Source organism: Comamonas sp. MYb21 (assembly GCF_037479395.1).
In the GTDB taxonomy this organism is placed as follows: Bacteria; Pseudomonadota; Gammaproteobacteria; order Burkholderiales; family Burkholderiaceae_C; genus Comamonas.
The window spans coordinates 159,582-172,129 of the sequence record NZ_JBBGZC010000010.1; the positions used below are offsets into that span (position 1 = coordinate 159,582).

Consider the following 12,548-nt stretch of genomic DNA (forward strand, 5'->3'; position numbering starts at 1 on the left):
ATCCAACGCCATGCAATCTTCCACCACAAAACTCCCTCGCGTTCATCTCGGTATAGACGGCCCACTCGTGGGCATACAGGGTCTAGGCTGCATGGGTATGAGCGAATTCTATGGCGCCACTGACACCGAAGAGGCACGCGCAACACTGGAACGGGCGCTCGCCTTGGGTGTGACGCTGTTCGATACCGCAGACATGTACGGTCTGGGCGCCAACGAATCGTTCCTCGCGCCGTTTGTGAAGGCCAACCGGCAGCGCGTGGTGATCGCCACCAAGTTCGGCTACACGCGTACGGTCGAGAGGCCCGATGACTGGAGCCTCAGCAATCGCCCTGACTACATCCGGCATGCGGTCGATCAATCGCTGCGGCGTCTTGGTATTGACACCATCGACCTCTACTACATGCACCGCCGCACAACTGACGTGCCCATGGAAGATTCAGTGGGCGCGATGGCGGATCTGGTGAAGGCCGGTAAAGTTCGGGCGCTCGGCTTGTGCGAGGTCAGTGCTGACGAGTTGCGTGCAGCGCATGCTGTCCATCCCATCGCCGCGTTGCAGTCTGAATGGTCGGTGTTTAGCCGCCAGATCGAGCAAGAGATCGCACCGCTGGCGGCATCGCTGGGTGTGGCGATCGTGCCATTCGCTCCATTGGGGCGCGGTATCCTGACCGGCGCTACGTTCGGCAAGCAGTTGGAAGCTGATGATTTCCGCCGACACTTCCCGCGCTTCCAGCCAGACAACCAGGCGTCGAACTCGAGGCTGGTGGCGAGGTTGGAAGCGCTTGCCAAAGCCCGTGGCATCTCGACGGCGCAATTGGCACTCGCCTGGCTGCAGACGCGCGCCAGGCAGTTCGACGTGACCGTCGTGCCTATTCCCGGCACGCGCCGTAGAGTGCGCCTTACCGAGAACGTGGCGGCTGCCTCCGTAGCATTGGATGAGCAGGAGATGTCGGCCATTGAGCCGCTGGCGGCGGCAGTTCAGGGCGTTTCGCTCTGAGCATGGAGCCCTGTCGCACATCTTGACGCTGCACCCCAAAATCAATTAATATCCGCCTGGTTGGAAATAAATTAATTGCTTATGGGACGCACGCGTGTAATAGATCAGGACAAGCTGCTGGACGCGGCAGAAGTCGTTGTGGCTCGGGACGGGCCTGCGAAGCTGACGCTGGAGTCCGTCGCCACCGAAGCCGGCGTTAGCAAGGCTAGCGTGCTGTACGACCACCGGTCCAAGCAGGCTCTGATCCAGGCCCTTGTTCAGCGGGCGCTGGTCCGGGACAACGCCTTCAACTCCGAAGCGGCGGAGCGTCTCGGCGAGATCGATTCCCGGACTGTCCGAGGGCGGATTGCAGCGGCCGCCGCTCCGCTGCCAACAGCACAACGTGCCGTTGCCCTGAGCCTCAGCGCCGCGCTGGTGCAGGACGCAAGTCTGCGCGAGTCGATGCAGGCGAATCAGGCTGCCGTCATCGACGCAATACAGAGTGACGCGGCGCAACCAAGGGGCGCGCTGCTTGCCTACTTGGCGCTGGAAGGGCTCAAGCTGTTGGAGAGCTTGGACTTCCACACATTTCCGAAGGCGGAGCGAGATCGCTTGCTGAGCGAGATCGAAGGGCTGGTCGACCAGCCTGTCGCGCTTGATTCATTCGTGAGACCTCAGCGGCCCCGCTGAGGCGCTCTACCCCATATCAATTCCCATCCCGCCCGGGCCGACAAGACGGCCCGCGGACTAACCACGTCAGTACGTATCGAGTCATGAACTCTGTTGTCCCTAAATTGCCTGAATCGCATCCCGCACGATTGCCAGCCCGCCTGTTCCTGACGGGGGGAAGCGGCTATGTCGGTCGCAACCTGATCCGCCACTTCGTCTCGCAAGGTGTCGAAGTCATCGCGCTGGCGCGCAGCCCCGCTGCACAGGACACGATTCGCGCGTCAGGGGCGAATCCGTTCGAGGGAGATCTGCTATCGGAGAATCTAGCCACCGGCATGGCGGGCTGCGATGCCCTGATTCACGCCGCAGCGGATACGGACCACGGCCTTTCCACGGACGCACAGTTTCAGACGAACGTCATAGGTACGCGCCACGTGTTCGCAGCTGCTGCGCGAGTAGGCGTGCGGCGGGCTGTGCACCTGAGCACTGAGTCAGTGCTCCTAGACGGAAGCCCACTGGTGGACGCCGAAGAAAGCCGATCCATCCCCACCAGACCGGTCGGCGGCTACTCCGCCACAAAAGCTCTGGCGGAACGCGAGGCGATTGCAGCTGCGCGGCACGGACTTGACGTCGTCATCGTCCGCCCGCGCTTCATCTGGGGACGCGACGACACGACAGCGCTTCCGCAACTGCTGCAGGCTGTGGATGCTGGCAAATTCGCCTGGATCGATGGTGGCCGCTATCGCACCTCGACGACGCACATCGGTAATCTGGTGCACGGTATCGAGCGCGCGCTGATCGCTGGCGAGACGGGCGCCTGCTACTTCATCACCGATGACGATACCGTGGAGTTTCGTGCGTTCATCAGCGCATTGCTACAGAGCCAGGGACGCTCTGTTCCGACCAAGGAGGTTCCGGGCTGGGTGGTACGGGCCGTGGCCAGCGTCTGCGAACGTCTGTCGGCACTGACCGGCGGACGGTGGCGCCCGCCGGTCACCCGGCAGGCACTGGCGCCCTCAGCCGTCGAGGTGACGTTGAACATCGACAAAGCTCGACGCGAACTGGGCTACCAGCCGCAGGTCTCGCGCGCGCAAGGGCTTGAGGAACTAACCCTGCAGGATCGAGGTGAAAGGGGCACGTGCCAAGGAATAAGCTGAAGTAGCCGATTCAATACGGCCGGATATTTCTTAGTTGCGTTGCCATCCTGATGGACGGCAACGACATGTGAGCAGGGAGAGTCTACGATCGTTAATTGCACATTGCAGGAGACCTGCTTCCAGCTCATTCGCGCAGGCCTGACGCAGTCAGCGGCTTCGCTTTGCAGGGCTGAATGCTATTAACGGTGTAGACCGAACCAAGGCATAACGGCCATGAGATGCAATGATGTCCGAACGCTGCGCTTGGACTGCCAGTGCTCATTCTGATGATGGCTGGGTCTCGCACACGGGACTCGTTCGTTCAGCCCAGCTACCGTGAACAGGTGCCGCCTGCTAGGCAGCAGTTGCCGACTCGGATCGCCCCGGGGAGGAACGCATGGTTACCCATGCACCGCCGGCAACAAGGGTGGCGCAATTCCATTCGGTGGCGATGGTCGCAGCAACATTGCTAGACTCACGGCAAGCACACTGCACCAAAACACGAGGTTGTAGCCACTGATCTGAGCAATCACATGGGATTCGCGTGACAGTACGCCCGCGATGCCATTCAGGCCAGTTTCCGCCCGCAAGAGGACGTTGGGCTCACCGGATGGCACGAAAGCGCTGAGAGACGCGTAGCTGTTGTCACCCGTCACACGAAGCCAGTGGCTCATGAAGGTTGCTGCGATGGCGGGCGTGATGACGCGAACGATGCCCAGATATGCGGCGAACTGAAGGCCGAGCTGTGGCTTTCCATTGGTCAGAAAGGTCACGAGCGAGCCGAGCAGGAAGAAGCATTCGCCCGCAGCCTGCGTGATGAGCAACGAGAGGAATTGATCTAGCCGCCAGTCGTTGCTGATGTGTGTGCCCAGCAACGCAGCTACGCCAATGATGCTGGCTCCTAGCATGACAAGTAGGCGAGGTTCGATCCGGCGCGCGACGTACATCGCGAGAGGGGTGAAACCGACGTAGGCGAGGAGGGACACCATGTTCGCCGTACCGGTCTGTAAGGGCTTGAGGTCGCCCATCTGCGCGAGGAAGGAGGGGATCAACACCAGATTGGGCGAGGCCAGCATGCCAAAAAGGCTGGAGATCATCAAGGCAACCACCATGTTCCGGTTGTGAAAGCCTGCAGGGCTGCCAAAGGCCTGGGGCCAGCGTAGTGCCCTCAGAATGGTCGCGGTCAAGAGCAGCGTACCGCCTGCGAGTGCGGCCATGACCAAACCTGAGTCGGCCCATCCCAGACGCTCTCCCGATTCGATGCCAGTGTAGAACAACACCAGTCCGCCGCAGAAGATCGCCATGCCGCCGGTGTCGGCTTGGCGCAGTTTCTGCCAGTCGATCTGCGAAAGCGGAATGGCTTTCCAGGCAATGGCAGCGATGAGCGGAGCGATTGCAACGCTCGCCCAGTAGATCGAATGCCAGTTCAGGTCTTCAAGCAGGATGCCAGAAGCCCCCACGCCACCGTCCAGCCCCGCCGACACGCGCAGACTGTAAGCAGCTAGCACCAGCATAGTAAGGCGCGGATGGGTGTGGCCCAGGGCCAGGGAGATGGTCAATGACGGATAGACGCCCAGACACAAGCCCATCATCCCATGCAGAAAATGCAACGTCGGGTAGTTGTGAACGAAGAGGGGCAGTACCAGCGCGCTGGAGGCCAGAACCAGGCTGGGAAACACTAGTAGGCGCATCGAGCCGACGACGCTGGCCAACCAAGGAACGAGTGTCATCGACACAATTTGCGCGCCATTCAGTACGGTGCTAAGCCAGGCTGCCTCAATCAGGTCCAGGCCGAACTGCCCGCGCAAATCAGGCAGCGCAACAGAGAACATTCGCCCCTGCAGAGTGCTGAGAATGGCACCAAGGAAGACGACTGCGACCGTGAGTTTGGGGCGCGGCCTATTGGCGTTGGAAAGCAATCCGTGCATTGCCATGTCGGTAACTCCTACTTCCGGTTGGCCAGCACTACGGTCGGAGACTCCGTGGCCTTCGCTAGCGCGTCAGCCGTTGTCGTCGTGCCCTGGGTGTCGATGCTGACCTCCACGGACATGCCTGAGCGCAGACGCTCAAGATCAGGCTGTCCTGGTTCCAACTCGATGCGTATAGGGATGCGTTGCACGACTTTGGTGAAATTTCCAGAAGCGTTGTCCGCAGGCAATAGCGAAGAGTCGGCGCCGCTCATGGGTGCTATCTCGCCGGCGTGCCCGCGGAAGCTGTGTCCTGGCAGCCCATCGACAGTGAATGTGGCCGGCTGGCCAGGTCGAATATGGGCCAACTGCGTCTCCTTGTAGTTGGCGATGATGTGGGGCCGCTGCGTCGGCAGCAGGCTCACGATCTGGGTGCCACCGGACACCAGGCTGCCCTGCTGTACATGCCGCTTGCCGAGCACACCGTCGAAAGGCGCAACGATGCGGGTGTAGGCCTGTTCGCGTCGAGCGCTTTCGAGTTCGGCTTGGGCCGCGCGCACGGTTGCAAAGCGCAGCTCTCGCTGACCTTCGAGCACGTCCAACGACCTGTTGGCTAGTTCCGCTTGTGCCAACGCTGCATCGCGTTGGCTGGTCGCATAGTCCAGCTCGGCTTGAGCGCTCTCGTAAACCTGGCGCGACAACACCCCTTCCTGCACCAACCCTGGCTGGCGTGCCGGATTGGTTTTATGCTGCTGCACACGCACCTGCGCAGCATGGACATTGGCCTGCGATTCCTTGATTTTCGCGTGCTGCTGCGCAACTTCACGAGCAAGGTTGTGCAATTGTGCCTGCGCCTTTGCGAGTTCCGCTTCGGCCGTGGCCACCTTCATCGCATAGTCGCCATCATCGATCAAGGCGATCAACTGGCCCGCACGGACCGGCTGGTAGTCGCCCACAGGCAGAGCCTTGATGTAGCCGCTGACTTTGGCGCTCATCACCACGGGGTCGGTTTTGACGAAGGCGTTTTGCGTGCTCTGGATGGTCCTGTTGCTGGTCCACTCGCCCCACTGCGAATTGGCCAGCAACACCAATGCAACGACCGCGACAGCACCCACCCAGGGCACAAGGCGGAAACCTAGCATGCGCGCGTCGGATGATTTTTCTTGTGTACTCATGGTCACATCTTTCGTTCGATGATGGTGGGTATGTCGTTGGCATCGAAGCCGCCGCCAAGTGCGCGCTGGAGTTCGACATCGAGGACGCGCGAACGCGCGTCCAGATCAAGTTGCTGTTGCTGCTCGTGCAGCCAGGTGTTCTGCGCGGCAAGCACGTTCAGGTAGTTGGAAAGCCCTGCAGCGTATTGGCGTCGAGCCAAATCAAAGGCTGTGCGACGTGCAGCAAGCGCTTCGCGCTGCGCGCTGGACTGCGGGGCAAGGGCATCGGCTGAGACGATTTGGTCTGCAACGTCGCGCACCGCCCCGAGCAAGGCCTTGTTGTAGCTCTCGACCGCGGCGTCCAATTCGGCCGTGCGTCCCTTTAGGCGTGCACGCAAACGGGCACCGTCGAAGATCGGAAGGCTGATAGCCGGTTCGATTCCGAAGTAGCGACTACTTGCATTGAGCCAGTCCGATAGGCCCACCGATCGCCCTTGGCGGCCTAGCCCAGCAAAGGCGCGCAAGCTGACGTTTGGATAAAAGTCGGCCTGGGCGACAAGCACCTCACCAGCTGCGACCTCGACACGCCAGCGCGCCGCCACGACATCGGGCCGCCGTCCAATCAGCTGGGCCGGCACCGCCTCGGGCGTCTCCATCTGCAGTGCGGCAAGCGGGCGCGGTGTCGCACTGGAGAGCGCATCGATAGACACGCCCACAAGCATGGCCATCACATGCCGCTGCAGCTGTATCTGTTCATCCAGCCTGGCGATGTCGCGCTGGGTAGCAGGCAGATCGCTTTGAGCTTGCGTGCGCTCCAACTGGGTGTCCAGACCGGCCTGGATACGTCGCTCGACGATTCGCAGTGTCTGGCTGCGAAGCACGAGCCCTTCCTGCGCAAGCGCGCGCGCGGCAATAAGCCGGGCCAGTTCAATCCACGCCTTGACGATGCTGCTGGCAAGCGCGGTTCTTGCGGCCTGCGCCTCCGCGGCGCGCGCGGCCATCTCGCCAACAGCGGCACTTAGCGCTGCGTGCTGGCCGCCCCAGAAGTCGAAGGTGTACTGGGCCTCGGCATGCACTGCAATGCTGCTACCTGCGTTGCCCGCTAAAGGGGCAGATGCGTCGTAAGCCTGCGCATAGCGCTGGCGTCGTGCTTGCACTGCGCTGCTGAACCGGGGCGATATCTTGGCGTCCGTTTGCTCTGCGACGGCCGCTGCCTGTTCCATTCGCAAGCGCGCCATATGCAGGTCAGGACTTTGGCTCAGGGCCTGCTCCACCAGCTTGTCGAGGCTTGGGTCCTGGTAGCGTCGCCACCATGGGTCCGATGGCCACCGCACCTCAACATTGCGGGCACCAATTTTGTCGGGCGTCATGAGCGTCGATCCAGCGTGCTTGTCCAACCCGGCCATGTCGGCGCAGCCCACAAGGCAGGCGACCAAAAGGCAGTTCAGAAATGTCTTTGTCATGTTAATCTAACACTGTTAGTTTTTCAGAATGTTAAACTAACACCGTTAGATTTTCAAGCAAGATTGCGAGGAAGCAGTGAAAACGCCCAGAGTTCAGCGCGAACAGATCGTGGAGGCAGCGCTTGCGTTGCTGGAACAGGACGGCTTGGATGGCTTGAGCATGCGCAAGCTCGCGCAGACGCTGGACATGCAGGCAGCATCTCTGTATTGGCACTTCGCGAGCAAGCAAGCGCTCGTCGACGCCATGGCGGACAACTTGATCGGTGATGTGGCCCGCACGCTGCAAGGTCACCATGCCTGGGATGAGGGCGTCCGGATGGTTGCGAGGGAGTTCCGGCAAGCTCTGCTCAAGCACCGCGACGGCGCCCGAGTGTTTGCGGGCACCTATGTGGTGACGGACAACGTGCTGCGTACCAATGAGGCACTTATTTCCGGGTTTGGCCAAGCGGGAGCTGACCCGGACACCGCCGCGCAGCTTACTCTGAGCCTGACTTATTTCGTTCTAGGTTTGGTGATGGAAGAGCAAGCGTTGGGGCCAGGCAGCACAGCGGACCTAGGCGCCCGCAATCAGGCCTTCATGAAATTAGCTCTGGCCCAGTACCCCGGGAACTGGGCTGCGCGCAATGCAATCTCGTCGGTGGATTTCAACGAGCGCTTCGAGATGGGCCTTGCGTTGCTGATCGCGGGGGTTGAACCTTTTCTGAAATTGCGGAAGAAGGCAAAGTGAAGCGCCATCGGACTCGGTGGGCATCTTCCACGTGAGCTTGAGGCGATGAAGGCCATAAGATTATCCCGATGGCGAAAATGGGTCTGCCACCGAGCACATTCACGGCACCGACTGACCGAGACGGCCGCAATGCATAGCTATGAAGATAACAAGTGCATGACTGCAATTGGTCGATCGCACCACTTCTACAAATGCAAAAGCAGACACTCGGCAGAGGCAGACTTCTGTGTCTGCTTTGAGGTGTAGAGCAGACTTCCTGGAAACTCTTGGCGCAATGACCGCTTTTGATATCAGCAGTCAGTAGCATCACTAGAGCCGAAGGGCCGCGACCAGCCTGAAGCTGGCATCGCGACTGAAGTGTGGATGAAATGGTTTCTAGACGCCTCCTCTTCACACCACCCCTTTAGGGGTGAATTTTCACAATAATTTTTCCCGCTGAATTTGCATGTGTTTCAAACACGTCAGATTCAACGCCCGAGCACACCCACAAAAGACGCCATGCCAATCCCCTGCATGTAGTCCAAGATTCTGCTCTCCTGCGCTTGCGATGCAAGGCTGAGCATGCGATGCGGCTGGTTGTACTTCATCAGCGTTTGCTCTCGTCCCTTGGCGTCTTTAGCCTGTATCTCACCATAAGTGATCACTGGCTGCCCATCAGCATTAACTATCCACTGAAAAATTTCTGACGTGCCTTGGTAGACGGGATGCCGTGCCATCGCATCTTTTCTCAGAAGCTCTGGATCATTCCGTTTTTGAGTGGTTAGGATGTCGTCTTCAGCGCTTTGTAGCCCTCGTTTGGCTTCGCGCCGACTCCTCTCTAAGCCGCGTTCATATTCTTCGATTTCGAACCGAAGGCCCATAATTTGGTCCCGTTGCAAAGATCGCTGCTCAGGTAGCACCTGGATCCGCTCAATTGCTCGCTGCGCGCGTTCGATCAGATTTCTTTCATACGGAAAATCTTCTTCAATTCGCTTCGCCGCGCTTTCGCGATCTTCCACAGCGCTGATGACAGATTGTTCTGCAGCCTTCGTGATGCGCTGCAGATAGTCCTCTCTCATTTCTTTCTGAAAGTCTTCACCATCGATGATGGTGCATTTGTACTGAACCACCACGCGGCCCTTTTCGTCCTTGAAACTATCCCAATGGATACTTTTGCACAGTGGCCGCTTGCTCAGACCGTTGGCAACTGTCGTGGTGCGAGCACCATCGATATAACTGGACTTGACGATGTCAACGGGGCTCTTGCTGCAAGCAGAAAGAGCGATGGCAGAGCAAGCAACAACGAAGGAGAGATTTTTCATAGGTATGTGAGAGGTGAATGTGGCCGCTGTCGCGGCCCATGGAGCGAAGCCTTAGAGAGACGTCTGAAAGGGATAGCTGGCATGCCTGAGACTCATCCGGCCTCCCACGCACTTCGATAGGTCACCGTCGAGCCGGGCGGTATCGCATTGCCTGGCACAGGCACGATGCGGTAGGCGCACCCATAGCCCTTGAAGTCCTGATCCTCGGGTCCATGGATGGAAACCTCGTTCGCTTTTAGGCCTGCAGCGCGTAGCCGTTTGTCGTAGTCCATATCGCACTGTCCTGCTGGATGCGGGACCACCACCATGCCAATGGGGAGAGTCGATGTTCCTGCTTGCGACTCACTCTTCGCTGCCGCCTCTGCCGTTGGACACTTAGGGAACTCCAATTCATCCCCAAAGCTGAAGAACTCGGGTCTGACAGTGCGCAGCGCCTGCGCTGCTACATCCCGGTACTTCTGTGGCTGGCAGTTGAATCCCAGATCTCTCACCACCCAGTCTTCGGATTCCTTGGCCACCATGGCGTCAGCCCACTGCCCTGCTGCCACCATGGCCTGATCGGCTGCCAGTTCGGCAGTGAGCATTACCTGCCTGAACTGCAATGCCCTACTCCCTTGCACTACCAGGTAGATACTGGGAACATAGGCATTGCCGCAGTCCCGGAGACAGTCTGCTAGGTACTGCCCTGAGCCCATAGCTTCATCGAACGCCCCAAAGGTCAGTGCATTGAGTGGTTGCGGCTGTGACATGCCCAGCACCCCACCAACATCCATATCACACCCGGGCGAGAGTGCCACCTGGACCGAGCGTATGGCCTTGTCCTGTTGATCGCTCCCCAGCACCAGTTGACAGCCTTGGACCATGTAGTAATGCTGGTGGTCTTCGGACCGAACGGCAGGCCCTGCCCTTTGCTGTACATAGGCCAAATTCATGCCGATGGCATCCCAGGAGATCAGTTGGGTGAGCAAGTCCGGCGTCGCTGGCGCTGGCTCTTTGGTGCCCTGGGAGCCAAAGACCGATTGGGCGCGCTCCACCAAGGAAGAAATGCGATCTCGTGCACGGTCCGTGCACCCCACCAGGGCTACCGCCATGAGCAGCGCGCCGCATGTTGTCAGTTTCATATGGAAGTCAGAGATGGATATTGGTGGTCAAAGGAGCCCAGCGATCTAACGCACCGCGGAAGATGGGAATCGGAGAACCATGGAAGTCGCACCGGTTGATGCGATCCACCAGGGCGGTTCGCTGGATCAAGGGATCAACCTTCCGCAATCACGCCGATCATTCCGAGAAGTACGAACAGCGCGGCCACAAAGCCGACTGCTGCACCGATATTGGTGCCACCCTGGCGAGCCAGTTCGATGCGGGCCTGCTCGGGTGCATGGGATGCGAGGATCTGGTCCACCCGTTGATTCACATGCTGCTGGTACCAGGCATTGCCCTTGAGGCCAAAGCCGATCGCAATGCCAAGATTGATGCTGCTCGTAATGGAGCTGGGAACGCCAATGACAAGTTCTGCAATCAGCTCAGCAGCCACTACGCCAATGAAGATCCAGGAGTAGAGGTACATCTTGCGATACCCCATCCAGCCAAAGCCCACCAGAAAGGCAGCCCAATTCCAGGACCACTGGTGCTTGCGCTGCGACGCTTTCTTCCACTTGTGCTCAATGTAACCATGGTTCTTGCCAACAAAGATCTGGATGGCCTCCTGGCGGGACGACGATGAAGCTGTTGCAGATCGTGGTTGCATCGCCGGTGCAGGGGTGACAGCTGGAGGTGCAGCAGGAGCCGATGCAGGAGTGGATACCGCTGCGGGTGCTTGTATGGCGTCAGCAGCAACTCCAGAAGCAATTTGCACTCCAACCCCACCAGCAGAAACGGACGGCGATGAAGATGTCGGAGTAGGAGCAGCAGCCGAGAGAACAGGCACCACATCAAAGTCCAACGGTGCTTCCTGAGGAACCAGCTGGATGATGCATTGGGCGCCCGTGCTCTCAACGGCCCACTTGTATTTGTCAGCAACGTCTGCTGTCACATCCTTCTTGACCACACAGGATGGTTGCGACAGCAAGCGCCCTGCCTGCTCGGGCGTGCACTTGAAGAGGGTCGCGAGCTTTTGCGCCACCTGGTGGGTATCTGCTGCAGGGTGCTTCCCGCTCAGGACAACGTTGTATTTCTCTTGCATTTGTGACTCTTCCTCTTGTCATTATTGGTGGCACCGTAGAAGGACATAACCAACAGCGGTCTGACCTCTACAGCCTAAAAAGTGAAGCAAACTCATCAAATCAGAACGCACCAAGGCCAAGGCTGAAGCAAGCAGTGCATCCGTTCAGCGGCCTGTCAGGGGTGATTCAGTAGATGTGCGCCAGTGACGAGACTGGCAATGAAACTGCGACGCAAGGGCTGGCAGATGGAAGTCGAAAGGCAAATACCGGCTGCTCCGTCATATCGATGCCCCTACCCATGATCAACTCAAATCAGAGCCGCAGTGCTTGCACTTCCTGGCCTTGGCTATGATGGGTTCTGCGCAATAGGGACAGTCTTTAGTGGCTTGTGCCATGGGCTGAGCGATGGCGTGTGGGCCGCCTGGCTGTGGTTGTGTGCGCCCCAGGCCTCCAAAGATCATCTGGAACCAGAACTTCCAGAGCTTGATGAAGCCCCACACCAGAATGGGCAGAAAGATGATCAGGCCCAGGACGATGCCTCCCGCTCCACCACCTGCCACGGCAATATTGGGCATCAACACCCAAGGCAACAGACGCTCCAAGCGCATGCGCGCACTCCTTTTCTTGGTATTTGGTACTCGGAGATGCCCCGCTGATGCCGGATTGGGTTTCTTCTTGCATCAATATGTGAAGCAAACTCCGTAGATGTAAATGTATCAGAAACGGATGCTTGAGGGGTGTCTGCCAAACCCACTCCCCCTACTCATCTTCCTGATCCCGACAACCTGCGCGATGTGTTTGCGTATTGGGTGCGCCTCAAGCGTGTCGAGAAAGGCTGGTCGCAGGAGCGCCTGGCGCTCGAATGCGAATTGGACAGGACGTACGTGTCGGCTGTGGAGCGGTCTCGTTGGAATGTGTCGCTGGCCAATATCGAGCGCATCGCGCAAGCGCTGGATGTGAAGGCCTGGACATTGATCAAGCCGCCGGAGACGCACCGTTAGCACGAGCATTGCTAAATTCGCAAAAGAAAAAAGAGGATCAGAAAGGATGAACCCA

At 59.1% G+C, this 12,548-nt stretch carries 12 protein-coding genes; 5 read left to right on the forward strand and 7 right to left on the reverse strand.

Going from position 1 to position 12,548, the window contains the following annotated elements; all coding sequences use genetic code 11:
- Positions 1–10: 10 nt before the first annotated feature.
- The 3 genes from WH367_RS16090 (at position 11) to WH367_RS16100 (ending at position 2,799) form a co-directional block, all read left to right on the forward strand.
- A complete protein-coding gene (locus WH367_RS16090) occupies positions 11–994 on the forward strand; it encodes an aldo/keto reductase (protein ID WP_339536870.1) in 984 nt (327 codons plus the stop codon).
- Positions 995–1,075: 81 nt separating this feature from the next.
- Positions 1,076–1,663, forward strand: coding sequence for a TetR/AcrR family transcriptional regulator (locus WH367_RS16095; RefSeq protein WP_339536871.1), 588 nt, complete (start codon positions 1,076–1,078; stop codon positions 1,661–1,663).
- An 83-nt stretch (positions 1,664–1,746) separates the two neighbouring features.
- Positions 1,747–2,799 carry an NAD-dependent epimerase/dehydratase family protein gene (locus WH367_RS16100; RefSeq protein ID WP_339536872.1) on the forward strand — a complete coding sequence of 351 codons (1,053 nt, stop codon included), beginning with the start codon at positions 1,747–1,749 and terminating at the stop codon, positions 2,797–2,799.
- Between the two features lie 380 nt (positions 2,800–3,179).
- On the opposite strand, the gene WH367_RS16105 is transcribed toward WH367_RS16100, so the two are convergent.
- Genes WH367_RS16105 through WH367_RS16115 form a run of 3 tightly spaced genes read right to left on the reverse strand, consistent with a single transcriptional unit; the run spans position 3,180 to position 7,302 of the window.
- Positions 3,180–4,712, reverse strand: a complete 1,533-nt coding sequence (locus tag WH367_RS16105) for an MFS transporter (RefSeq protein ID WP_339536873.1) — start codon at positions 4,710–4,712, stop codon at positions 3,180–3,182.
- An 11-nt stretch (positions 4,713–4,723) separates the two neighbouring features.
- Positions 4,724–5,860, reverse strand: coding sequence for an HlyD family secretion protein (locus tag WH367_RS16110; RefSeq protein ID WP_339536874.1), 1,137 nt, complete (start codon positions 5,858–5,860; stop codon positions 4,724–4,726).
- A gap of 2 nt (positions 5,861–5,862) precedes the next feature.
- The gene (locus WH367_RS16115) at positions 5,863–7,302 is read right to left on the reverse strand and encodes an efflux transporter outer membrane subunit (protein WP_339536875.1); all 1,440 of its coding nucleotides are present in this window, start codon (positions 7,300–7,302) and stop codon (positions 5,863–5,865) included.
- Positions 7,303–7,378: 76 nt separating this feature from the next.
- On the opposite strand from WH367_RS16115, the gene WH367_RS16120 reads away from it, so the two are divergent.
- On the forward strand, positions 7,379–8,029 hold the full coding sequence (locus WH367_RS16120; RefSeq protein ID WP_339536876.1) for a TetR/AcrR family transcriptional regulator C-terminal domain-containing protein: 651 nt from the start codon (positions 7,379–7,381) through the stop codon (positions 8,027–8,029).
- A 467-nt stretch (positions 8,030–8,496) separates the two neighbouring features.
- On the opposite strand, the gene WH367_RS16125 is transcribed toward WH367_RS16120, so the two are convergent.
- From WH367_RS16125 to WH367_RS16140, 4 genes are all read right to left on the reverse strand, one after another.
- Entirely contained in the window at positions 8,497–9,330 is an 834-nt protein-coding gene (locus WH367_RS16125) for a hypothetical protein (protein WP_339536877.1), read from the reverse strand.
- A 92-nt stretch (positions 9,331–9,422) separates the two neighbouring features.
- Complete coding sequence (locus WH367_RS16130; protein WP_339536878.1) at positions 9,423–10,451, reverse strand: hypothetical protein; 1,029 nt, start codon at positions 10,449–10,451, stop codon at positions 9,423–9,425.
- A gap of 134 nt (positions 10,452–10,585) precedes the next feature.
- A complete protein-coding gene (locus WH367_RS16135) occupies positions 10,586–11,512 on the reverse strand; it encodes a DUF2628 domain-containing protein (RefSeq protein WP_339536879.1) in 927 nt (308 codons plus the stop codon).
- 282 nt (positions 11,513–11,794) lie between these two features.
- Positions 11,795–12,100: a hypothetical protein gene (locus tag WH367_RS16140; RefSeq protein WP_339536880.1), complete on the reverse strand. Its 306-nt coding sequence runs from the start codon at positions 12,098–12,100 to the stop codon at positions 11,795–11,797.
- A gap of 129 nt (positions 12,101–12,229) precedes the next feature.
- On the opposite strand from WH367_RS16140, the gene WH367_RS16145 reads away from it, so the two are divergent.
- A complete protein-coding gene (locus WH367_RS16145) occupies positions 12,230–12,493 on the forward strand; it encodes a helix-turn-helix domain-containing protein (RefSeq protein WP_021027136.1) in 264 nt (87 codons plus the stop codon).
- Positions 12,494–12,548: the final 55 nt, after the last annotated feature.